Raw genomic sequence first — 23,335 nt, 5'->3', positions numbered from 1 at the left:
AAGTTCTTATCACGATTGATTAAAAGTATAGAACCGCTTTTTATTTATTTTGATTTATTTTTAAGGGGGTGATTTTGAGGAGTACCGTGAAGGGCGAGGTTTTCCGAACCTTTATAAGTCAAGGTTGCATTCCTTGAGTCCTTGTTAACTTGTTAATTGTTTGAAACTAAAGGATTTAAGGATCTGTGAAGCTATTTAATTTATGAATAGATCTATCATTCTTTTTGTTTTAGTACTGGGCACACTGATGGCGGCGGTAGATTCTACGGTAGTCCTCCTGGCTTTACCCACAATCACCACCGATTTGAGAACTAACCTTGACCTTGCAATCTGGACTATCCTGATCTACCTTTTGGTTGTAGCCGTGATGACGACCCAGCTTGGAAGAATTGGTGACATAATGGGAAGGTCCAGAATGTATAATCTGGGCTTCGCGATCTTTACCGTCGGGTCAGCCCTCTGTGGTTTATCTCCCACAGCGGAGATGCTTGTGGCATTCAGGGCGGTTCAGGCATTTGGGGCGTCCATGCTTCAGGCTAATTCTGGGGCAATCATAGCCGACACCTTTCCCCCGAATCAGAGGGGAAGGGCTTACGGTTACACCTCCATAGGATGGAACGTTGGTGCAACGTTGGGAATAGTGGTAGGGGGAATACTCACAACCCTGGTTGGATGGAGGTACATCTTCTACATAAACGTTCCCATAGGCATTGTGGCAATTCTCCTTGGCCTGAAATACGTCAAGGACCTTCAGGAGAAGAGGAAGCAGAAACTGGACATCCCCGGGATGGTGTTGTTACTTGCAGGGCTCTCCGCCATAACCTATGGAGCGTCTGACGTAGCTGGAAGGGGGATAGACATGTTCAATGGATCGCTCATTGGGATTGGTGCAGTTCTGGTGGTGCTCATGCTGACCTATGAAAGGAGGGCTGAAAACCCCATTATAGACCTAAAGGCGTTTCAGAACAGGGTCCTCTCATTCTCAATACTGGCGTCGTTCTTTCAGAGCACAGGTTACCTCTCAGTGGTCTTTGTAATAATAATGTACCTCCAGGGTATAAGGGGGCTAAGTCCGTTGAACGCTTCGCTCCTCCTCGTTCCAGGTTACGTGATAGCCAGTGCTCTCGGACCTGCGGCCGGGAGGCTCTCGGACAGGATAGGGGCCAGGATACCAGCAACCTTGGGGATTGCAATGATGATGGGAGCAATCCTAGTTTACCTGACACTCACGGTCACCACCCCGCTATACATGATCATTATCGCTTCAGTTATAGGAGGTTTGGGATCGGCCTTATTCTATCCCGCAAACAACAGTGCAGTCATGGCCAACGCGAGGAAAGGATTTTACGGTGGGGCAAACGGCCTTCTGAGGACTCTGGCCAACCTGGGAACACTATCCAGCTATGTTCTAACCTTGACCGTTGCCTCTCTCTCAATACCGAGATATGTTGCGTTTGAGGTATTTCTCGGAACAACCAATCTCCTAGGAGGGGTAGAGCAATCCTTCCTTAACGGAATTAAGGCAGCACTAGTGGTGGCCCTCTTCATCCTGCTTGTAGCCCTAATACTCTCAGCCTCAAGAGGAAAGGAGGTCAGGGTAGAGAAGGTTGAAGGGGCGATTAAGCCTAACAGAACCTAATCTTTTAGGGTCATATTTTATGGCTTGTTTTCCCTAGTTCCTCGTATGCAGAGGACAAGAAATCACGGAGCATATTTCATGTTACTTTTAACCTATATTCTTGCACTGGCTGGTTCGCTTAAACCATTCCTTCTAGTCATCGCGCCTCTTGTGGCACTTCATGCAGTTACCGTGGATCTAACGTATAGTAAAATGCTGGCCAGAAAGCTTGGGAAGACCGATTTGGCCCTCATGATAATAAACGCAATTCCATACCTCTTCCTTTTCAGGCCGTATTTTCTAATTCCAGCAACCATTTTTCTGCTTTCTATCATCTTATCATATGCTAAGGTTAACGTGTTACCTCAGATTTTGGGAACGCTGGGCCTCTCTTCACTGATGTTGCCCTGGATCTCCCTAGCTGGCACTGTGACTATACTGGATATCTCGGTTTACGTGGTATGGTGTGCCTACACAGTGGTTGAGGCCCTCTATGTGGAATACAAGTTACCCTTCAGGAAGATAGGGGCAAATGTAGTTAGAGGAACCTGGGCTATCTTTCTGCTCGTGGGAGGTGCTTTCTCTTTTCTCTTCCCTCCCCTTGCATTGAGCCTCATCGAGCCCAGCATCAGATTCTTCAAACCTGGAGAGAAGTTGAGAAGTGCCTCAGAAATAAGGGAACTGGGAAAAAGGGGAAGCAAGAGAACAATTGCACTGTTTGCTCTTCTGGCGTTTACGCTGATTTTATACCATATTTTCGGAGTGCTTGGAGTAATCATGCCGTCAGTTGTTGGATCGTTTACCGTCACTCAGGCAACATATGGGCACCTTGCCTAACGGGGATCTCTTTAACCCTAAAGGTTTAGGGTGTCAATAGATATTTTTGTTCTCGCCATTGGACCCATGAAACCGGGATTTTTCCTGCTGATGATGGGAATAGGCCTCCTCTTCCTAGGAGGAGTACCGGCTGTGCTTAACTTCATGGATAATCAAGGCTTTCCATATCCGCTTCCAATAACGTTCTTTCAGGCCCACTGGTTCGTCATGGTGTACGGCTTCTTTCTTCTGCTCATAGGAAATGAACTACTCGTAGCCCTAAGCAATGAATGGAGAGGGAACTCTGCTCCCACCTGGCTGATACTGGTCTTTGGTGTACTGGTCCTACTGTCGAACGTTCTTAACGAGCTCAATAATCCGCTATCATATTATCTGGTGATCGTCGCACTCGTTATTCTCATGAACTATTCTAGGATATACCTTTCACCCTCCAGGATTGGCCTTAAACCCACAGCTTATAACTACCTTCTGTTCTATACCCTTTTAATCACGTCCATTATAGTAAGTTTCCAGGCAGTTTTCGATTTACCGTGGCTCGGGCTGGCCTTTCCCGCCCTGACTATATTCGCGATCATGAGCAGGGATCTAGGACTTGTCCTGGGAGGGAGGAGGATCAACCAGGATGAGATGGTACTGGCATACATTTCCCTGGCCATAGGAATACTGGGCTACGGTATGCCCCTATCTCCCGTCTTCATGGTGATGGGGTGGGGCCTATCACTTCACGCCTCGGGAATTCCCTGGTCCAGGGGAAGGCCCTATCCCAGGATCGCGCTTACCACAGCATGGATCTGGCTCCTGGTCTCTGCCCTGGTCCAGGAAAATTACGATGCATATATTCACTCCCTCGCCCTAGGCTTTCTATTTAATACTGTCTTTGGTGTGGACTCTGTCCTTATTGACATGCTTGTGGGAATTACGGGAAAGAGATTGACAGTGAGGCCGTCATACCTCCCACTCATACTCCTCAACCTGGGTCTGGTGATGAGAGTTACCTTCGACCTGGGTCTGGTCTCCCCCATACTTTTCCTCTCAGCACCGCTTCAGGGTATAGGGATCATCTCATTCTACGCGTTAATGTTCAAGCAAGTAATACCACAGGTGAGAAAGGTTGATAAAAGTGAGTCCCTTATTATTAAGGGTGAAAGGACCGCTAGAAGTTGAGCTATACGTCAGGAGGAGCGACTGCAGGGTCATGCAGGTCATGGGCGAGACTCACACAGTGATAGAGAAGATATCGCCGAAAACCGGATTTACAGATCACCTCATAAAGACCGAGGTTAGTCCAGAGCTCAAAAAGGAATTGAGAGATAAGGGTGTCAGGGTCATTAACGTGGGGGATTCAAGGATCTGGGCAAGGGCACCGAGTTGCTCTGCATGCAGGTTCTTCACGGGATCGGACGCCATGATACTCAACGCATGGCCCCTCAGCAAGGAGGAGATAGTGTACAGGTTACTGGTTCCCTCCATGGGATATCTTAAGGAAATGTTGTCGGAGCTCAATAGACTTAACATGAAACCCAGGGTATTGAGATCGAGGGAGGCAGTGGAAAACAATACAGGACTAACCCCTAGACAATTACAGGCCCTTGTTCTTGCCTATAAGAAGGGCTTCTTCAACGTGGAGAGGAAGTCCTCTCTCACCGACCTAGCTAACACTATGGGAATAAAGCCTTCCTCCGCGGAGGAACTGCTCAGGAGAGCGTTGCAGAAGGTTGTGGGAGAGTACCTGAAAAGTCTGGAGAGGAACGAGTCTCAGAACCTTAACAGTTAGGGTCTGTCCTTATATTTACCAAGAGAGAGTGAAGGAGTGTCGTCGCTCTTTGAGAGCATCAATTCCTGGGAATTTAAACCCTACCGAAGGATGGGAGTGACCATAGATGAGGAGCTATTTTACGCCAAGATTCTGACCAAGTTCGTGGGAGGATTGGGGCCCAGACACGTTCTGGAGGTGGGATGTGGGAACTGCCTATTCACCCTTGTGCTGAAGAGGAGCTTTCCCAGTATGGAGATCACCTCCCTTGACCTGTGGGACGACGAAATTTCCCTGCCTGAGGTAAAGGGTTACCTGAGAGATGTGGACAACAACCTGGTGCAGAACCTGTTTCCCTTGCCCTTCAGGGACGGCAATTTTGACCTAGTATATGCTCCACTTTACTTCTACAACGTTGTCAAGAGCAGGAGAGATGAGCTGGCATCGGAAATCTACAGGGTTTTGAATAGGAACTCCTTCCTGGTTATCGTGGACCTAGAGATTGTGAGGAACTTGAGGAAAAGTTTCCTCAAGGCTGGATTTCTCGAGAGAAACTACTACGCAAACCAGGGGGTGTTCTTCTCCCTGATGCAGAAAACTTGATCAGCCCTTTTCTTCTCCTCACATCTCAGCTGAAACACGGGTCATCATTGCGTAACTAGATCTCCCTACCGTAATATTTCTTGCAGATCTCTGCCCCCATCAGCTCAGGATCGTCGTAATAGTGAACCTCTCCAAATCCCCTCTCATCCAGCCTCTCCGGGAAGGCCTGGGCCAACCTGTCCGTGCTCTGACCTGTCCCTGTCAAGACGTAAACGGACTTGCCCATGGCATAGGCCATCATTATCTCAGTCATGGTCCCCGTCTCTCCTCCTAGACTAACCAGGATGTCCCCTGACCTGGCTATGAAAACTGATCTGCATCTGGGATCGCATCCCGTGTCAATCCTGATTACCTCGCTGGGCATGATGACGTGCTCCGCTCCCTCGGGAATTATGGCTACAACCCTGTGCCCTTCACGGATGGCCTCATCCACGATCACGGCCATTAAACCCCAGTAACCACCCAGAATGAACACCTGCTTACTGCACCTGCTCAGGGTTCTCACAAACTTTCTAGCTTTCTCCTTCAACTCGTCCCTGGGCTCTGTTCCGAGGGCAGCTATGGCGATCTGCATAATCATTGAGTGTATACTGGGTATAAAAATGGTGTTCCTGGTCTGGATTTGCCCAACACGTTGAATGTTCAAGGGGCCCTTAACGCGAAACACGTAACAGACGTAGCCCCTTCCTTGATCACCAAAGCAATTAATTCCACCTCTGGATTCAAGCTTCATGGACAGGAGATTTTTCTTGACCACTGGCTTCGTAGCCATGTTATTCAATTCAGTGTATCAGTACTCATGGAATGCCTTCTTCCCCCTACTGGTGAAGGGATTCAACTCCTCTCCCAGCGCCATTGAGGTGGGTTTTACGCTCTTTGTGATTTCCTCTACCTCCTTTCAAGTTCTGAGCGGAAGGCTCTCAGACTTGAGGGGGCCAAAACTAGTGGGTTCTCTGGGGGCGCTGGCTTTCTCCCTGGGGCTAATATTGAGTTCCCTGGCACCAAACCTTCCCGTCTTCTACGCAACGTGGACTCTTGGCAGTGTGGGTGAGGGAACTATTTACGGAATATCCCTGAATCTAGCCATCAAGTGGTACGGGGAAAGGAGAGGACTTGCCTCGGGACTTGTATCCATGGGTTTTGGCCTGGGAGGGGCAATTGCAAACCCATTCATCGAACTCTCCCATAGTTTCAGAGTTTCCATGCTGGTGATAGGTGTAATCTCACTAGGTCTCTTGCCCCTCTTTATTCTCTCCAGTTACCCGGGGAACGTGGAGGGAACTCCCCCAGGGGAGACAGTGAGGGAGACCAGGTTCTGGCTAATTTACGCGTCCTTCGTTCTAGCCTCCATTCCGCTTCTTGTCACTTCGTCATCTCTTGGGGAACTGGGGGACTACCTGAGCGAAGTGCAGTACGCCATCGCCACGGTATACTTTCCAGTTGCCAGTGGGGTGGGAAGGCCCATCATGGGGTATCTAACGGATCGACTTGGGAGGTTAAGGGGAATTGATTACATGATCGCTGGAATCCTACTGGGCACACTTCTAGTGGTGATTGGAGACCTGGGGAAAAATCTCCTCCTTCTAGTTGGGGTAGCCTTAGTGGGAGTGATGGGCGGAACAACCTATCCCCTCTTTTCAGCCCTGGTGGGAGATCTGTACGGACCTAGGTACTCCACGGCCAACACGTCACTCCTTTACACGGGCAAGATAGTGTCAGGAGTTCTGGGAAGCCTGGTCTTTTCGTCCCTATTTCAGTTCAATGATGAACTGGGGCTGGGTTTCCTGATGATCGCGACTCTCCTCTCCCTAGTTACCTTGGCTATACTTCACCAGAAGATTACTGGCTAGAAGGATCACGAAGGGAAAAAAGGTTAGCCTCTTCTTCTAAATCCCACCGCTATGCCAACAATTGCCAAGATCAGGGCGACTATGGCTATTATCTCCTCATCGTTGGCAGTACTGTGAACTGTGGAAATTCCCTCACTCAGGCTTTCGTTGAGACTGGTAACCCTCTGTGATACCGACTCCAACTGGTTCTCGAAAACAACCCTGGTATTCACTGTGGAGTTGAGACCGTCGGTCTGGTCCACTGTGACGCTGATCTCGTGTGTACCGTCTGAGTACTTAGCGGTATCTAGGCTTACCTGGTGGGTTCCGTTACCCTGGAAGCTCTCCAGCAACTGCCCGTCCAGGTAGATCATTACCTGCCCAACGTCCTGTCCCTGGACAGTTATCGGGATGGTCACATTACCCGTGATGTTCTCGTAGGGCGTTACACCTATCTGGATGATGGGGAGACCAGGAGTTACGCTACTGATCACAGTCTGTACTGGGGTTACCGTGGATGAGAGGGCAATCAGGTCGTGGACCTGAGAATTGATGAGCTTTACACTACTGTTAATAAGGATAAGTCTGCTAGCCTGAACGTCCACAAGGATTGCCTGCGTGTCCTTGAATATCAAGGTTCCGCTCACGTTTGAGAGGGTAATGGTAACGTCGCTGTTGACCAGCGTATTGTTGCCCAGGAAGAGATCGTTCACCAGGTTACCGTTCACGTGAAGAGTATCGTTCTGGAACGCTGAGTCATAGGTCTGAACTTCGGAGTATGAGGGGTCATTCTTTACGAGAGTATATGGCTCCACGAAGAATTCCCTGGAGTTGGAGATGTTAGTTGAGGTCACGCCACCATAGGCTGATACTCCTGTGACCAGGACCTTGAAGGGCTCAGCAAAGTAGGAGTTACCCAGATAGGTCAGGTTGCCGAGGGAGAGCGTTGAGGGTAGGGTAACGTTACCTGTCCACAGACCACTGCTGGAGTTGTACCACAGGGGAACCTCGAGTAATGTGGAGATGATCGAATAGTTCCGAGTGAGAAGGGTTGGGAAAACCGTTGCTGAGAACATTCCATATTTCACTACCTTACCAGCTGACGTTATGTTACTGTAAATGTATAATGTGGATCCCTGTATCACGTAGGTGCTGGAGAAGTTCAGGGGTGTACTGATCCTGGAGCCTACGTATATTTGACCGTAGTAAAAACCTGGGATGGTTTCGTTCAGTGTGTAGGAGTCGTATGAAGCGAACAGGAGAACCGTGTACAGACCTGATGTGGCGTTCCTGGGAACCTTTAGGTAACCCAGGTAACCGGTTCCTGTGTAGAGGACCTGGGTGGTGGACACGACCTTTCCGTCATTAAGCAGTTCGGCGGTGATGTTTGAACCGGTCATCAGATTGTTTGCCGTACCTGGTGCCATGGAAATTAGGTTGGCGGGTGGGATCAGGCCTCCCTGAATGATTATGTCTTGACCCGGATAGACCGTACCGGGTTCCGCTATTGTGGGAGAGAGAATGAAGAGGGAATTGAGTCCTATCCCGTTAAAGATAGCGTCATATCCGAAGGAGTTGACCACCTGAAGGAGGAGAGGGCCGGCAGGCAGGTTGCCCTGTATCATTCCAGTCCACGCGTTCACCGCAGGGTTGAAGGTAAGGGAGGTTTGGTTTACCAACGTGAAGGAATTGTTGGTAATGTTGTATGAGTACACATTTAGTTCCAGCACCGTTGAGTTCGGGGCTAGCTGGCCTGAGGGAGTTGTAGCGTTGACTACAACGTTGATACCCGAGCCTGTCCAGCACACCTGATATGGGGTTGGGGAGAGGAACTGAACGAAGTAACCAGAGTACGCCTCGACCATTCCATAACCCATTGTTCCATTAGACTCGCCCCATACAGTTACGAACGTCACACCGCTATCATTCTGGGGAACCACCAGATTGGCTGACCATATGCCTGACCCTTCATTGGTCAACTTCACAGTGGTGAGATTGCCCTCAACGCTCTCCAGCGTGACGTAGAAGTTACCGCTATTAACCTCCTGCCCGTTCAGGGTCACGTTGGCCTTAACCGTCAAGCTCTGTCCCGGGAGGATGGTGGTGTTGGAGACGTTAACCATGATCGAGAGGGAACTGGGTAACTCCTTCACCAGGGAGGCGAATTCTCCCACGTTGAGCTGCCCCCATCCAGTGACAAGATTGTAACCGTACGATGCAGTCCAGGGTATGTTGTAGCCGAACGTTATGGGGTAAAAGACCTTCCCATAGTTGGTGTTGGCGAGGTAGTAAAGATCAGGGTTTATGTTGCCAAGTCTGGAATGGGTGTACTGCATTACCAGGGTTAGGAGACCCGCAGTCAATGGCGAGGCTTCGCTGGTCCCACCTGAGATGGCAGTGATGTTCCCCGGGCACACGATGAAAATCCCTGGATAAACGTCGGCATTTGCCGAAATATCTGGAATTTCCCTACCGTTGGGGAAGCCAGCGGGAGTTGTCAGCCCCCACTGATAATAGGGCTTGGGCTCAACCTGACTTATTCCCCCTGTACTGCCACCGTAGTTGACGTCTGGTGGCACAAATCCATAGTTGGACCACGCCGTAACGTTAAAGGAAAATCCTCCGAAGGTTATGTAGGTGGTGGTCCCACCCATTGCGGTGACGAAGGGAGAGGTTGCAGGATAGCCAACAGAGCCGAGAGGTCCTGCGCTGTACCCGCTACCTCCTCCATCTCCGCTGGATGCTAGAAATGTTATGCCCTCTGCGCTACCCATGGCGTAATACTGATCTGTGAGGACCACACACTGGTAAAACAGGGAACCAGAGAACGTAGGTATAAACTCGTCAGGGATTGAGAAGCTCTGGGAAAGGGTATCAACCCTATCCTGGGACACGATCTTGGCTATTACCGAGGAAAGGGGAAGGTTCGGGTTGGCCACATAGAGCACAATGCTGGCACCGGGAGCCATGGCGTGAGCTGACTCCACATCCAAGCTTATCTCACCTGCCCATCCTGCAGTTATTCCCAGGTTTGGATTGTAGGGACCTATGGGCACAACGGAGAAGTTAGGTGGAGCTGGTATATCATATATCTTGTCGAAGTATGCCAGCTGTTGCTGAATATATGGATCACCGTAGAAGTCCAGTATTCCCACGGTGTAGTTTGTGCCGTTTATCCCCCTGCCTATGAGCGAGGAGACGTTGTAAACCCCCCTCAAATCAGGTAAGGGATATCCCTCTATGGGAGCCGTAGTATTTGGCTGATCGAATTTGCTCTTCAGCTTCTCCACGTCACTCTGGGTGAAAAGGGTGGACGGATGGGAGAAGAACAGGGCAGAAACGTTGCTGGAAACAATGATTCCGGGAACCTTTGGAGTCCCCATTGAAGTGTAGTAATACGCGCTTCCATTACTCATCAACACGTAATGTATGCCAAGAACCCGAGACAGCTGTGATGCTGTTCCCTGAACTACTATCACGGAATCCGCTGCCGTGAACAGAACACGAACATGATTGTCGTGAAGATAATTCATCACCTGGGAGAACTGGGAAGTGGGATAGAAGAGGTCCTTAACCTGAGATGGGGAAAGGAACCTATGATAGAGGGGCGATCCAGGGTTGGACACCTGCTCCGCGTAGTAATACAGGAGATCCACATTCCTCAGAGGTATGTAAATTGAGACTATCACTGGCGTGTTTCCGGGAAGGCTCATCTCCCTGAAACCATGCAACCTAGTGAATAATGTCTCATTTGTTGTTGATGCTGAGCCCACGGTGATGGTTAGAGCTGGGACAATAACCGAAAAAATGAAGATATACAAGGCCACTTGTGCTAGAAATTTTTTATGCATTACATTGTGTATTTGCCTCTCCTTAAAATATTTTTTCTAAATTACTATTTGGCAAATGGAAAGAGCCATTCTCGTTCAAGTTGGGGCAAACTGGTGTAAGGCGAAGACGGACGCTTGGCCTCATCGTTTAGAGTCCGGGTTCTCGCAGTAGCTCGCAACCTTACATAAGCATTTAATTTTACACTTTATACAAGTTATATGCGAAATTGAGATCACTTCCCTTACCCCTAAAAGTCTTACGATGTAGCTAATTCAGTTTCAACTTCTGTCCATTTCCAACACGACAGTGATATCGTAAATGGCGATAATTTTTCAATTTAATATGTTAAATAATAAGCGAAATAGAGTTCATGTTAATCTCTATCACGTTCTATCATTTTTCCTTGGCAATGTCCTGAACGCCTCTCAACTGAATCTCCCTCTCTGCAAGGCTCACCTGATTGGGCTCCGGTAACAACGTGGTCACCAAGACTGCAATAAATGAAAGCCCGGCCAGGAGAATCATTGTATCCACTATACCATAACTTGAAATAATGATTGGAAAGAGAAACGTTGTGATTAGGACACCAAGCCTCCCTGACATCACTGTAATGCCCTGCGTTATTCCCCTTAACTCTGCGGGAAATAACTCCACTCCCCAGAATCCCACCACCGTTCTTGGTCCCAGCTGAGAGAATATTGTGCTTAACCCGTAGAGCAGAAGTGACTCCACAGCCATGATCTTGCCGAAGAAAAGGGCAAAGAGCAGGGTAAAAGCACCCATTCCCGCAAATCCCACTGCCTGAAGTAAACGTCTCCCCAGCATGTCATTTAGTGCTGCGCTGGCAAGGTTCCACGGAACCGCAAATCCGCCCAGGATGATAAGCTCGAAAACCAGGCCATTCACACCCAGGTCCTTCGCTATCACACTGGGTCCAAAGAAAACACCGGAGTAAGCTGAGACGTCAAAGAGGTACCACGTCAGCGAGGCTAAAACTAAAGTAGGGATAAACGCCCTTAGAAAGACCTTTCTCAAACTGATGGATCCAGTTGAAACGTCGTACTTTTCCCTCAATTCGTTCACGTCACCCTTTACGAAGGCCAGGTACTGTGGGGTCTCAGGAAACTTCCTCCTCCCGTATATGACCGCAATGGCGGGAATTGAACCGGAGGCTAAAACAATCCTCCACAACATGTCCTGGGGTACGAGTGGCTCCAGGGCAATGGTGGCGACCACGGAGAGCAGGGCCCCCACGTTCCACATGAATCCACCCGAGAGAGCCAGGAGCTTTCCCCTATCCCTCCTGTTGGCGTACTCAGCATTTATCAGGGGAGACAGAACGTAATCGGCCCCTATCCCAACTCCCAGCAGAAACCTGAGAATTGCAAGTTCGTAAGGACTCTGAGCAAATGCCTGCAACAGGGCCCCCAGCGTCATTAGTGTTGCGTCTATTCCGTAGAACCTCTTTCTTCCGTGTCTCACCAAATACCCGAAGAGAATCCCACCCACTATGTTCCCCAGAGTGATACTGAGGAAGAGGATAAGGGATACCTGAACCAGGTTGTAGCTAGAGAAAGACGACTCCACAAGGGAGAGGACAAGGGCAGCAGCGGTTAAATCGTAACCATCAACTATCTGCCCGGCCCCTGCCATGAGGGTGGTCTTGAGGTGGAATATTCCCAGCTTTTTCTCCTCATAGTCCTTCAACGGATTGGAAGGTTTCATAAAGGCCCCAGATCATTTATAGAAAAAAGCTTACTCTACATAAAATATTTAGAACTAAAGAGTCTATTTAGTTCACGAAAACTATGTAGATCTTCGCGTTCAGGAGATCCATGATGCCCTCAAACTAGCCCTGGTTTCTGAGTTTGCATCAAATTCCTGGGAATTATCACATCAACATGACACATGGGAAGATCTCTATATTTCTATATAGACTATTTTAACTATTTAGAAAATTCTTATTATGTGTAGTTTTATCCACACATATGAACGTGGAACCGGATCTGAGTAAAAGCATCTATACCCTTTCCCTAGAGGTAAGGAACGCACTCTATGGGAGATCCCCCGTGGGAATAGCCAACCTCGAAAAGGAGAGGATCGCCCTCGTCCTTGTTGACGGACTGGGTTACTCCCTGGCTGAAAGAGTTGGGATCAAAGCGGAGAGGATCCACTCTGTTTTTCCCACGATTACGGTCACGGTGCTGACCACACTGCTCACAGCCACTCCCCCTGGTGTGCACGGGATAATGGGATGGAGGGTTCTCAACAGGAAAGAGGGAAGGATTGAGAACCTCCTGGGAAACGATGAGGTGAAGATGGGAAACCTGATGCAGGCCGAACCCTATCTTCCCAGAGACTCCGTGGTGCTGGCCCCTGCCATGAGACCGTCCTCAACCCTTTTCAGGTCCATGCTGGGGAACGTTACCCCATATTACTCTCCGTGGGATGCCCTAACCCAGGCGAGGGAGATCGCAGAGAGGAGGAGTCCCAGGTTCATGTTCATTTACCTTCCCTTCGTGGACTCCGTGAGCCATCACTTCGGACCCTACTCCGAGCATACCATGAGGACTGCCGTGGAGGTTTACAGACTGGTGGAGACCTTTGGGAGGGATCTCTCGGAGAAGTACTCCGTCATCATGACAGCGGATCACGGACACGTACCCATAGAGAGCAACGTGATCATTGGGAACGATATACTGGACTATGCCGATCTACCACCCTTCGGGGATCACAGGAACCTGATGATAATGTCCAGGAGGAACCCGAGTGAATACCTTTCTAAGTATGGTCTGATTACACTGGACAGGGAGAAACTCAGGGAAATAACGGGAGGCGAGAACGTTCCCGATTACGCTGGGGTTCCCGTGGATAACAGGCTATACTCCTACTGGCAGGATGAGGAGGAGATGAGTTACAGGGGATCTCACGGCGGAATGACCAAGGAGGAAATGGAGATACCCCTCGTAGTATGGCAGAGATAGTTTCTGGAAAGGATCGTTTTTCTGAACATGAGCAACGTTCTTTTGTCAGCTTTGCGTTCGATCACGTCTCCAAAATTCCTGATCACTTACGGCGTCTAGCCTTAACTATTTTAACTCAGGGGTGCTGAGTACTCAGGGGTGCTGAGTTATTCTGTTCGACGTGAGGCCTAAGGAGGATCTCAGGGAGCTACTCTTCAGGGATGAGGAGGCCGAGAGGCTTGCCAGGCTTGTGAAACAGGGTATGTGGACCGTGGTCCTAGGACCAAGAATGGTTGGAAAAACCAGTTTGATCAAGGCCACACTCAAGGGATCCAGGTCAGTTTACGTGAACCTGTGGGGAGCTCGAAACCTGAGTGACCTTCTGGAGAGGTTGAGCAGGAGTCTTCAGGATCCGCTTTCAAGGAGAATTTTCTCAAGGGTGGACTCCCTGACCCTTGGGCCGTTGCCCTCCGTGACCCTGAGGAACAGGAGCAGGGTCATAGGTGATATTCTTGGCGAACTTTCCAGGACAGGCAGAGTGGTGGTGATCCTGGACGAGGTTCAGGAGCTAAGCTCCGTGACAAAACAGCTGTGGGATATCCTCTCCTATGTTTTCTACTCATTTCCCAACGTCACCTTCGTGTTCACGGGATCCATGACAGGGCTGATCAGGGTCGTGTTATCTCCCCCTGAGGGATCTCCCCTGGTGGGAAGGAAGCCCGTGAGGCTGGAGTTAAAGCCCTTCACTGAACCCCAGTCGAGGGAGTTCCTGAGGAGGGGATTTGAGGAGAGCGGGATGAAAGTTCCTGAAGTGGACGAGGTTGTGGGTGAACTCGATGGAATACCTGGATGGCTCACCCTGTATGGTTACCTCAGGGTGCATCAGGGACTTGATCACGAGAGGGCCATGGAGGAGACGAGAATGGAGGCATGTAAGGTTCTCAAGGAGTCCTTCTCCCATTTTCTGAGGGGAAGGAGAAACAGGGATATGTACCTTGAAATAGTGAAGAGGTTACCGAGCAGGTGGAGTGAACTGAAGAGAGCGGTTGGCGCAAGCGACGAGGTGCTCAGGGAGGCCCTGAGGTCACTTCAGGACTGGTTTTACGTGAAGAAGATCAATGAAGTGTACGAAGTTCACGATAGGATGATGAGGTTCTGCGCCCTCAATGACCTTATATAGGTGAGTCGCTTTCTCCGTGTTCCATCATGTGGCCAGAATCGCCCTTGAGTTTAACCCATTTGTTACTCCGCAACATCTGGTGGAGAAAGGGTTCTTCAGGTAGCTGGATTTCCGAGATCTTACGTTGTCCTCGGCACTGAACCCTTCAGCCCTTCAAGTAGCTAGAACTCCACATCCATGAACCCGGACGCTGGTACCTTGGAAACTCCGGGCCCAGAATCACCTAGACCTCTCGGCCACGGCATCCCGTACTTCCTCCTCAAATCCCTGTAAGCCCTGTACAGTTCCAGGTAATACTCAAGGGGTGGCGGTGAGACTCCGTGGATGCCGAACCATGACCTCGGTTCCAGACCCCACGTATCAAACTTGGGGGTCACGTCCCTGGACATGAGGAACTCTATTCCCGAGGCCGTGGACTTCACAGCCTCTTCCACCTTCCTGAAACCGTGCGGGAAGTCAGGGGAGTAGGCCATCTCAATTCCCGCAACGAAGTTGGGGCTCACGTTTCCCACTCCAAACACCTTCACTGCCTCAACAGTCCTCCTTATCCATTCATCTCTTCCAATGTTGAGGTTCTTTCCCGGGGATATGAGCGCAAACAGTTTCTCGTCCCACACTTCCAGGTTCGGGTGATAATAGTCAACTCCTGCCTCATAGAACCTGGGTAAAACCTCTACCCTCAACGCTTGAGTGTTTAACCTGGCTGGAAGGGACGAAACTCTCTCCTCAACTTCCTTGACGTACTGAAGGTAGAATTCAGCCTCCTTGAGACCATCCCTGATTGTTCCTCCCGTGATGAGATATCTTCTCACCCCAGGGTCCCTGGACGCGACCTCCACCGCATCGGCCACTAACTCCCTGGGAACCACGGCACCCAGTCCCTTTCTGAGATGACCCCACGACCTGAAGTTCTCGTTAATGTCGCAGAACTTGCATTGCTGATTCACGTTCCAGTACTCGCATATCCTGTACGCCGTAACGTCCGCAGTCTCTCCCCAGTAAATCGCTGGAGCAACCTCCTCCACCCTTATCCCGTCCCTGAGAGCCTGACCGTAGTAGGAGGGCCTTGGGACGAACTCCACGTCAGCTATGGGCTGTCCATCCACAAAGAGCTTGAGATTTTCCTCAAGGTCCACCCTGAAGGGAGACCTGGAGGAGTGCCTGGACTGAATGACCGTGGCTCTCAGCCCCAGTGGACCTCCTGAGATTCTCACCTCCTGTGGTACAACCCTTCCCCTTCCCTTCACGTGTTCTGGATCGTCCGGATCGAACGTGAAAAGGTAGTAGGCCTTCTCCTGGTAACTGGCCTGAAGGGCGCTGTCTGAGAAGCTCAATCCGTTCAGGAGAATGCTCTCCTTCAGGATTACCTCCCTTGGTAGATCTGGATATCGATCCATTATTTCCAGAAGACTTCGGAGCATGACTCTATTGATATAGAGAACAATTTAAATCAGCTTATCTTGAACAAATATTGCCGTCTGTCCAGATAAGCAAGGCAAATATTGCCGTTGAAGGTCTTCTGAGCCCTCTCGGGCAACGGAAGTGAAGATGTAAAGGCTAAAAGTAAAAAACTTTTAGACTCACGCGGGAATACTATCATATGCAAGAGATGTATGGGAACGGCCAAGAAATGTATGAGAGCGTCGGATCTTTAAATCTCAAAGGACTCGGTGAGGCTATTAATTCCATTCTTCAGAATGAGGGTATTTTACATCAAAATGCTATAAATCCAATAATTGTGGATAATAAATACGGGCTGATAATAAAACTGTCAAGGAACTACCCATTCAATGTGGAGTCTCATGAGGCCTTTGTAATGATCTTTCGCGATAAGGAAGGGAATATAGTGAGTGTGGATATCGATTATAAGGGAGTAGACGATGACTCTTCAGATAAATAGGTCTCCATTCGAAGTTAACAGAATTGATCCCGCAAAGATCTTGATTAAGACAGACAACGAGAATATAGAGCTTACACTATATATAATTCCATTTGCAATCTACACAACTCCTGATTATAAAAATATTTCGAGTGTAGTTAACCTGATCGTGGTGCCCACCTCAGATAATCCCAGGATGGGAGAGATGTGCAACCCCCTGAAACTCGCCTCACACTCTCCGGCCAAGATGGAAATGAAGGTTTTGCATGATGGGGAAACAGAGATCACCGTGAATGGAAAGGTGTACGTCATCAAAGCCAGTTTGACGAACGTGAACGTCTATACGGATTTGAGAGACCAGCTGGGAAATCCTTGCGTGAGCATCTCATGGATCGCATTGACGATTGCGAAATAGAATGCTGGATGGTTGGAAGTCCACAGAAAAGGCAAAAGCTGGAAGAGACATTGAAGCAAATCAAAGCCTTGTTCAGAAATAGAAATATCTCTCCAGAGTACATCTGTAAGGCTTTAGAATTTGTCTGTGAGCACCCAGATGATTACTCCTGTCTTCAATGTTACAATAAGATTACCGGGGATTACGACACAAGCACCTGTGCCAGTGCATGCGAATCCTCTCACAGGAGAAGTTTCTGTTTTTTAATAAAAGATATACATCTAAACATCATTGCAGAACAAAAAGATAAGATAGTGATCATTACATTTTATATTCTTTCAGAAGAAAAGGATTTTAGAAAGAAGTGTAATAATGAATTTAAAAATTTAACTTGATAAAATACAGGATATCTTTTAGTCTTTAATATAGAAGTTGTAAAGTAGTAGAAGAAATTAACAACATAATTCAAAAGACTTATCATAACTTGAGAAGTTCAAAGAATCTTTCCATTACTTAGATTTTTATCCAGGACGGTGTCTCCTCTCTCGCCTTATTTCTCATACTTTTTAGTCGCCCCTATCCTCTGTCAAGATCTCCCAGAACCCAGATTGTGAAATACTCCGCATATACTAACGAAGTATCCCCATCTCACGATGAGGATTTTCCGCTTCCTTAGGGAAACTCACCATACACCCCTCATGAAAGGGCTGTCCAGCTGGGTTTACAGTTAAAATCAGGGACAATAGAAATTTGATTTAAACGGAGTTCCTCTGACTGGTACATATCAAAGGCATGATATCGAATATCATGTCCAAAAGTCAGGCTGAGGACGAGATTTCCGTTACATTTATGGTCATGATCCACTTAGCTTGGTATTACCCTCCAGTACTCCAGTTCCCATGACGCTCAAATGATAGACCGAAGACCATTGACGCCTCGCCTTCAGGTAGAACCGAAACTTTATTGCCTGGGGAAAAGAGTCTTCACCCAACCAACGCTTTCCACTGCGCATTGAACAATCTCGTTCACCTGTTCCTGGGTGTCACCAAAGGGGTAGGCTATCTCCTGGAAACAGACGTCCAGATTTCGCATAGCCTCTCCCCTGAGCTCTGGGGATAATCCCTGAAGGGCCTCCTTTGCCATGGCGTAGATCTTGGTCAGGATCTGGGCTACCTCTCCAGCGCTAGTCCTCGCCTCATCCAAGCTATCAGTGACGGGGATGAAGGAGGTGATCCTGTAGGCTAGAACGTCTCCATACTTCCCCTTTAGTTCCTCCCAGACCTGGACCAGGATAGGGGCAAAGGACAGGCCAAGCTTCATAACCCGACCCAGTCCCACCGCGGAGTAATACTCCGCTATGTCGTCCACTGTCATCTGCTCCAGGTCCGATCTTGTCAGGGAAACGTAAAGGTCCTGTCCATTGAGAGTGAAGGGCCCAATCTTGAGAGAGGGGGTTGAGGCCAGTCCCACTATCTGCGCAAAGTCCCCGTACTGTGAGCATGAGGGGCACGCATTGGAAGACTGCAGTGGTGCCCCGATCCCCACCTTCAGGATATCCCTGATGGAGAATTCCGGGATCTGAAGGCCAATGAATTTTCCTATGAACGAGGCGATGGAGATTACGGCATGAACTGGCGTCCCTGGAAAGATCCCCCTGCTAACCGTGGCGTAAACATCCGGTAGTTGTTCGCTTATGGCAACAAGATTTGGCGCAAGTTTCCATGGATTATTGGAATAGTAGTAATGGCTCCTATCATAGCTCCATGCGGTGGGCGTTGTTGCCCTGAACTTGAAAAGGAGTCTGTCCGTGCGGGATGACGGTGGCCCTTTCCGTATTGAGAAAATCGTTGGCGAAATTGGCGAACCAGCTCACCAAATCCCCCGTGGAGTTACACTGGCCCATGGAATAGGGATTCACCCACCCCTTGGAGTAAACGTCACTTTCAGGTCCTAGAACGACTCCGCCGAATTCAAGCAGATCCAGGGAGGAGCCCGCCATTCCAGGGTTCAGGCTCAGGATATCCCTGGAACTGTTCAGGGCCTCCCCCAGCTTCCTGATGAAGGTTTTTCCAAGGAGAACCGGTCTGTAGAAACCGCCCTGTGCCACCACCATTTCCGTCCAGCTGGGATTAATCCTTCCCAGGTAAACCATGTAACCGTCCTTGGTCCTGACTATTTCTCCATGACCCGAGGTCGGGTAAAGGCACGGCGTTCTACATGACTCCATTGGCCATGGAGATTGCAGGCCTAATGGTTTCGTTGGGTCTTGCTATTGCACTCCCGGTCAGTTGACCTGAACTTCTCCAGTCCCTTAAAGTATCTTCTACACACTTTGCCTGATCAAGCCCCACAATGTCTTCCAGGATCTGAAGAGATCCCAGGAAGATAGTGGCAATCCCACCCAAATCTCCTACGCTAAATTCCTGAGGTAGGTTCTGCTTTCCTATCTCCTGAGTCATTTATTCCACTGTGTTAGTATTTGCTTAGGTCTTTATAATTTTTCACATTTTTTAAATTGATTCTGTTGGAAGTACAGTGAACGTAATAGTCGGGTTTTCCTGACCTCGAGGGGTATCAGGCTTACCTGCGTTTCCTGGATAAAGTTACGTTATCCTTGAGGAGGGGAAGGAACAAGGATTACCCTTAAACCGAGTGGTGAAGTGCGGACAAATCCTGAACTACGTGAAAGCACTAACTTCATAAACGGGCTGTTTACCTTCCTATCAAAATTGAGATGGTGCCGCGGCCGGGATTTGAACCCGGGCCACAGGCTTGAGAGGCCTGCATACTTCCGGCGCTCACGCTTGACCGGGCTATACTACCGCGGCATTATTAATAATTCAGGACTGCTTATAAAGTTACCTTTGATATATAGTTTCATGATCTAGGGAGAAAGTGTCGATAGTTTCGTCAAATTTGCATAAACTCGTCTTATGACATGGTGACTTCGCACTGAACTCCCTGAACCTTAAAGTATCCTAACATGACAACACTAAGGAATTCGGAAAAATTCAGTGTAAAATTCCCGTGAAAAAATTAGAAGGTTAGCAAATAATACCAAAATATATCTCATTTTCAAATGCAGTAGTTACTTTTATCGCTAGTACTTTGTGTAAGTTCTTACCCGATGCTCTTTGAATGGTGCTCGTGCCAGAGTAGTGTGACGATTTTCTGAAAACTAAGCCTTATCTATCGTGACGCCATGGCTCATCCAAGCCTTATCCTGATGATTCATTCAAATACTCCAAGCACTAGTGCCAGAGGATAAAAATTAATGAAAACTACTAGCGCACACATCTCCGTTCATAAAATCATCTAAAGTAAACTATTCCCCTTGCTTCAATTCTTATCTCTTTTGCTATCTGACTCAGGATAGACTTGGCTGTAACTGTGTTAAGGACAACGTTAGTGGGTTTTATCTCCTTTCCTTTACCAATTTTTTCCATGATCCTGACCACAACCTCCTCGGCTGTAGCCCCCTGGGAAATAGAGTCTTTTACCCAGCCCACCAGTTTCTCCCCATATCCAATATTGAACTCTAAAAGTTCTTCCATCTTTCGCTTCTCGTAGACTGGTCCGTGTGAGATAACCACGTTATCCACAGACTTGAATAACTCCTTGACCACACTTAGTGACTCCATTGCGGACCAGAAGTCCACGTAGAAGGGAAAAACAAATCCCTCCAGAACCCTGTTCCCGAAGAACGCATCCCCTGCGTACAGGGTACTCCCCACGATATAGCCGGTGTGACCGGGGGTGTGACCCGGAAGTTTAATGGCTTGAATCTCCGAGGGCAGGGATGTGGAGATGGAATCCTTCGAGATGGGCACCTTCACCAGATCATAGGTGAAAAGGGGTGACGAACCGGAGCTGAACCCGTAAGTCATTGCCCTTCTTCCGAGAAGAGAAAGGGCCCACATGTCCTCAGGAGGAAGGAACCTTACCTTACTACTATTCAGGAGGCCCGCAATATGATCCATATGACCATGAGTAGCCAGCTGAACCTCTACCTCCAGGTTGAGAGAGGCGTTCTTACCTCCCTGGTCTATCATTATTCTACCATCGTACAGGAGGGTGTTAGGACTACCCGGATAAACCTCCGTGTCCTTGCCAAGTTTCATAAGTATTGAGTACCTCCTCAGTATATAAGACGTGTAGAATTCTTGGCTAGGTGGAACTCAACGTTATCGAACCGTAGATTCTGAAACTTGCCTCTCTCCCGCGACACAAGATCCATGAAGGATCTCGGGCTCCTTTTCATTACCTCGGTTGCCTCTTGAATCTATTGAGTCTATCCTTTTGGGACGGATCAGTATTTTCGATTAGTTTTTATCGCCGACCAAGGTACATTCAGAGAGCACTGGGTAAGCACTAGATAATAATATATAATTACTTTAAAAACAGTTAATTACTTAAAAAAACTTTCTTGATCTGATTTGTTATACGCTCTGTAATACAGCGTTTACTGTTATAGTTGGAGATAGGGTACCTTCCGTGATTGCTAGTGTTACGGGAACCGTACCTCCTACATTAGTCGTAGTGAATCCAGGTACTGCTGTCGTATTCTGGAAAGCTATTCCTATCTGTCCTGAGAAGCCTGCAGGTATTTCAGCCGATGTCTGGAGTTTACCATTAAGGTAAAGGTAGAACTTAGAAGTAGTGTAATTACCCACTGTTATTGCATTTATTGAAGCAGGGTTGGATGATGGATTCTTCACTGTCATGTTTACAATGACTTGGTTACCAGCATATTTCGTGTAAGTTGTTCCCACCACCTGCAAATTCCCGGAAGATCCGAAGCTTCCGAACAGCCCGAAGGCAAACACTGCTACAGCAAGCGCTAGCGCCACGCTCACGATAACCAGTATCAGTGCTGTTACTGCTCCCGATATGGCTTTCCTTGACCTTAGATATCTTCTTCCATACCTCATCTTTCTTCTAAAATTCAATCGAAGATTATCTATATAAATCTTTCGGCTCCATTTTTCCCTAAACCCTGACTCAATCTGTTTGGGATGGAAGAGATGGGCGTTGATGGAGGCAGATCAAGTTAGCCTGTATCAACTGTTTATACCTCTGATGAAGCAGAGGGTTTTGGTCATTTGTTCTTAGGGAGTTTTTGGGAAATATCGCACTCGAAAGTTGAACATGTTCTACCAGATACTTGAAGCCAGGTTAAGCATCATGCTCTAGACATCCGAACTTAAGGTTGAGAGAAGTTCCTCGGGGAGAAGACGCGAGTTATCATCGCTGCAACGAAAATGTCACCCATGATGGGTTATGGCCTATCCTCGATTTAGATCCGGTGGAGGAAAAGGACATAACGATCACTGAAACTCCTCAGAGGGATTTGCATGAAGTCACCTCTCACTCGTAGTTTCGGATATAATCATGTCCATGGATAAGACATCAAGCTCTCGCCTAACCGTCTCCTCTTCATCACTTAGTTAAATAATTCAATAAGCTATTCATGTAGAGAAGGTACATAGTGTCGTTATGTTAGCATAAATTCATCATTACGGCATTGCGAGTTCGCATTATATTCCTTAGAAACTTAAAATATGCCCACGTTAGAGTATCCGGAACGCACAAAATTCGGCTTATTTCGATAGAAAAGTATAGATAAATAAGTTGAATTAAGTAGTCACCTTAATTCCATGGAAGGCCCCAGTGACTTTACGTTATTCCTGGCACCTTAAACTAAAGCTTTGCTCTAATTCCGCGAAAAACCTAGAAACTCAATGGCTTCTCGTTGAATTTTTCTCAGTTCGGACTCTCTCACGTGACAATACTATGAGAAGGTATTATAATTTCTCGGTCAGATAGAATCTAAAGTGAGCCATGTTTCATGAGTAGCCTCACTGTATTAGAGAAAGAAGATCGGCCTCTCTATCTCCTTTCGGTCCTAGTGTTTCCTTACATGATCGGGCAGGTCTGCCTAGAGGCATTGATTCGAAACTCCATAAATATTTTCATCATATAGCTGATATGAATCTCCTCGATCAATTTATCGAGATAAATTTAACTGCCTAGTGATATCTAAAATTTTAAAATTTAAGCAATAAAAAATTTTCCTTTCATACAAATTAACCTTGATAGACCGCATCTATTGTAATAGTGGGTGATAATGTACCTTCGGTAATAGCTAGAGTTACCGGTATAGTTCCTCCAATATTGTTGCTATTAAAACCAGCAATTTGATTGGTAGGCGCACCAGAGATAGTTATGGTAATCTGTTCAGACGCTCCTGCAGGTATTGTATTTCCATTTATACCTGGACCTGAGACAGTAAAAGTCGTCGTGGTATAGTTTCCTACGGTAATTGCATTTATTGAAGCAGGGTTGGATGATGGATTCTTCAATGTCAATGTTAGTTTGTGGAGTTTCTGAAGAGCTAACCTTAAAAACGCGTATTACCCATGTTGGTTATGCCCTCCGAGAAGAGGAG

Annotated in this window: 20 protein-coding genes and 1 tRNA gene; 11 read left to right on the top strand and 10 right to left on the bottom strand. The window is 48.0% G+C overall.

Translation table 11 applies throughout. The features are described 5' to 3' along the window. Positions 1-202: 202 nt before the first annotated feature. The 5 genes from L3N51_RS11600 to L3N51_RS11580 all read left to right on the top strand — a co-directional run bounded on the left by L3N51_RS11600 (position 203) and on the right by L3N51_RS11580 (position 4,811). Positions 203-1,639 (top strand): MFS transporter, encoded by a 1,437-nt coding sequence (locus L3N51_RS11600; protein WP_238027375.1) that lies wholly within the window; start codon positions 203-205, stop codon positions 1,637-1,639. Between the two features lie 45 nt (positions 1,640-1,684). After that, positions 1,685-2,455: a hypothetical protein gene (locus L3N51_RS11595; RefSeq protein ID WP_238027374.1), complete on the top strand. Its 771-nt coding sequence runs from the start codon at positions 1,685-1,687 to the stop codon at positions 2,453-2,455. Between the two features lie 66 nt (positions 2,456-2,521). Then, complete coding sequence (locus tag L3N51_RS11590) at positions 2,522-3,619, top strand: nitric oxide response protein (protein ID WP_238027377.1); 1,098 nt, start codon at positions 2,522-2,524, stop codon at positions 3,617-3,619. Further along, positions 3,597-4,229 carry a helix-turn-helix domain-containing protein gene (locus tag L3N51_RS11585; protein WP_238027373.1) on the top strand — a complete coding sequence of 211 codons (633 nt, stop codon included), beginning with the start codon at positions 3,597-3,599 and terminating at the stop codon, positions 4,227-4,229. Before L3N51_RS11590 ends, L3N51_RS11585 begins: the two co-directional genes overlap by 23 nt. Positions 4,230-4,265: 36 nt before the next feature. Continuing rightward, complete coding sequence (locus L3N51_RS11580) at positions 4,266-4,811, top strand: class I SAM-dependent methyltransferase (RefSeq protein WP_238027372.1); 546 nt, start codon at positions 4,266-4,268, stop codon at positions 4,809-4,811. A 55-nt stretch (positions 4,812-4,866) separates the two neighbouring features. Here the strand turns inward: L3N51_RS11580 and L3N51_RS11575 are convergent, their stop codons facing one another. Further along, positions 4,867-5,385: an LOG family protein gene (locus tag L3N51_RS11575; protein ID WP_238027376.1), complete on the bottom strand. Its 519-nt coding sequence runs from the start codon at positions 5,383-5,385 to the stop codon at positions 4,867-4,869. A 175-nt stretch (positions 5,386-5,560) separates the two neighbouring features. Here L3N51_RS11575 and L3N51_RS11570 point away from each other — a divergent pair, with 175 nt between their 5' ends. Then, complete coding sequence (locus L3N51_RS11570; protein WP_238027371.1) at positions 5,561-6,661, top strand: MFS transporter; 1,101 nt, start codon at positions 5,561-5,563, stop codon at positions 6,659-6,661. Between the two features lie 23 nt (positions 6,662-6,684). Here L3N51_RS11570 and L3N51_RS11565 read toward each other — a convergent pair whose 3' ends face one another. Both L3N51_RS11565 and L3N51_RS11560 read right to left on the bottom strand, forming a co-directional pair. After that, positions 6,685-10,491 carry a S53 family peptidase gene (locus tag L3N51_RS11565; RefSeq protein WP_238027370.1) on the bottom strand — a complete coding sequence of 1,269 codons (3,807 nt, stop codon included), beginning with the start codon at positions 10,489-10,491 and terminating at the stop codon, positions 6,685-6,687. Between the two features lie 373 nt (positions 10,492-10,864). Continuing rightward, complete coding sequence (locus tag L3N51_RS11560) at positions 10,865-12,196, bottom strand: MFS transporter (protein WP_238027369.1); 1,332 nt, start codon at positions 12,194-12,196, stop codon at positions 10,865-10,867. A 263-nt stretch (positions 12,197-12,459) separates the two neighbouring features. Between L3N51_RS11560 and L3N51_RS11555 the strand changes: the two genes are divergently transcribed. Beyond that, positions 12,460-13,455 (top strand): alkaline phosphatase family protein, encoded by a 996-nt coding sequence (locus tag L3N51_RS11555; RefSeq protein ID WP_238027368.1) that lies wholly within the window; start codon positions 12,460-12,462, stop codon positions 13,453-13,455. Between the two features lie 160 nt (positions 13,456-13,615). Continuing rightward, positions 13,616-14,614 carry an AAA family ATPase gene (locus tag L3N51_RS11550; RefSeq protein ID WP_238027367.1) on the top strand — a complete coding sequence of 333 codons (999 nt, stop codon included), beginning with the start codon at positions 13,616-13,618 and terminating at the stop codon, positions 14,612-14,614. A gap of 161 nt (positions 14,615-14,775) precedes the next feature. Here the strand turns inward: L3N51_RS11550 and L3N51_RS11545 are convergent, their stop codons facing one another. Then, positions 14,776-16,035, bottom strand: a complete 1,260-nt coding sequence (locus tag L3N51_RS11545; RefSeq protein WP_238027366.1) for a radical SAM protein — start codon at positions 16,033-16,035, stop codon at positions 14,776-14,778. A 179-nt stretch (positions 16,036-16,214) separates the two neighbouring features. On the opposite strand from L3N51_RS11545, the gene L3N51_RS11540 reads away from it, so the two are divergent. Genes L3N51_RS11540 through L3N51_RS11530 form a run of 3 tightly spaced genes read left to right on the top strand, consistent with a single transcriptional unit; the run spans position 16,215 to position 17,282 of the window. After that, complete coding sequence (locus tag L3N51_RS11540) at positions 16,215-16,514, top strand: hypothetical protein (RefSeq protein ID WP_238027365.1); 300 nt, start codon at positions 16,215-16,217, stop codon at positions 16,512-16,514. Next, positions 16,495-16,908 carry a hypothetical protein gene (locus L3N51_RS11535; protein WP_238027364.1) on the top strand — a complete coding sequence of 138 codons (414 nt, stop codon included), beginning with the start codon at positions 16,495-16,497 and terminating at the stop codon, positions 16,906-16,908. Before L3N51_RS11540 ends, L3N51_RS11535 begins: the two co-directional genes overlap by 20 nt. After that, a complete protein-coding gene (locus L3N51_RS11530) occupies positions 16,881-17,282 on the top strand; it encodes a hypothetical protein (protein ID WP_238027363.1) in 402 nt (133 codons plus the stop codon). The genes L3N51_RS11535 and L3N51_RS11530 overlap by 28 nt, the downstream gene beginning before the upstream one ends. A 565-nt stretch (positions 17,283-17,847) precedes the next feature. Here L3N51_RS11530 and L3N51_RS11525 read toward each other — a convergent pair. The 6 genes from L3N51_RS11525 to L3N51_RS11500 all read right to left on the bottom strand — a co-directional run bounded on the left by L3N51_RS11525 (position 17,848) and on the right by L3N51_RS11500 (position 21,836). Then, entirely contained in the window at positions 17,848-18,432 is a 585-nt protein-coding gene (locus L3N51_RS11525) for a hypothetical protein (protein ID WP_238027362.1), read from the bottom strand. Between the two features lie 208 nt (positions 18,433-18,640). Next, positions 18,641-19,114 (bottom strand): hypothetical protein, encoded by a 474-nt coding sequence (locus tag L3N51_RS11520; RefSeq protein ID WP_238027361.1) that lies wholly within the window; start codon positions 19,112-19,114, stop codon positions 18,641-18,643. After that, the gene (locus tag L3N51_RS11515; protein WP_238027360.1) at positions 19,101-19,346 is read right to left on the bottom strand and encodes a hypothetical protein; all 246 of its coding nucleotides are present in this window, start codon (positions 19,344-19,346) and stop codon (positions 19,101-19,103) included. The genes L3N51_RS11520 and L3N51_RS11515 overlap by 14 nt, the downstream gene beginning before the upstream one ends. A gap of 276 nt (positions 19,347-19,622) precedes the next feature. After that, positions 19,623-19,715, bottom strand: a tRNA-Glu gene (locus L3N51_RS11510). 483 nt (positions 19,716-20,198) lie between these two features. Then, entirely contained in the window at positions 20,199-21,008 is an 810-nt protein-coding gene (locus L3N51_RS11505; RefSeq protein ID WP_238027359.1) for an MBL fold metallo-hydrolase, read from the bottom strand. Positions 21,009-21,326: 318 nt separating this feature from the next. Continuing rightward, positions 21,327-21,836: a hypothetical protein gene (locus L3N51_RS11500; protein ID WP_238027358.1), complete on the bottom strand. Its 510-nt coding sequence runs from the start codon at positions 21,834-21,836 to the stop codon at positions 21,327-21,329. Between the last annotated feature and the right edge of the window lie 1,499 nt (positions 21,837-23,335).

The organism is Metallosphaera javensis (ex Hofmann et al. 2022), from assembly GCF_022064045.1.
Lineage (GTDB): Archaea > Thermoproteota > Thermoprotei_A > Sulfolobales > Sulfolobaceae > Metallosphaera > Metallosphaera javensis.
Note: the sequence above shows the minus strand (reverse complement) of the source record. Positions and strands in the feature narration are given on the sequence as shown.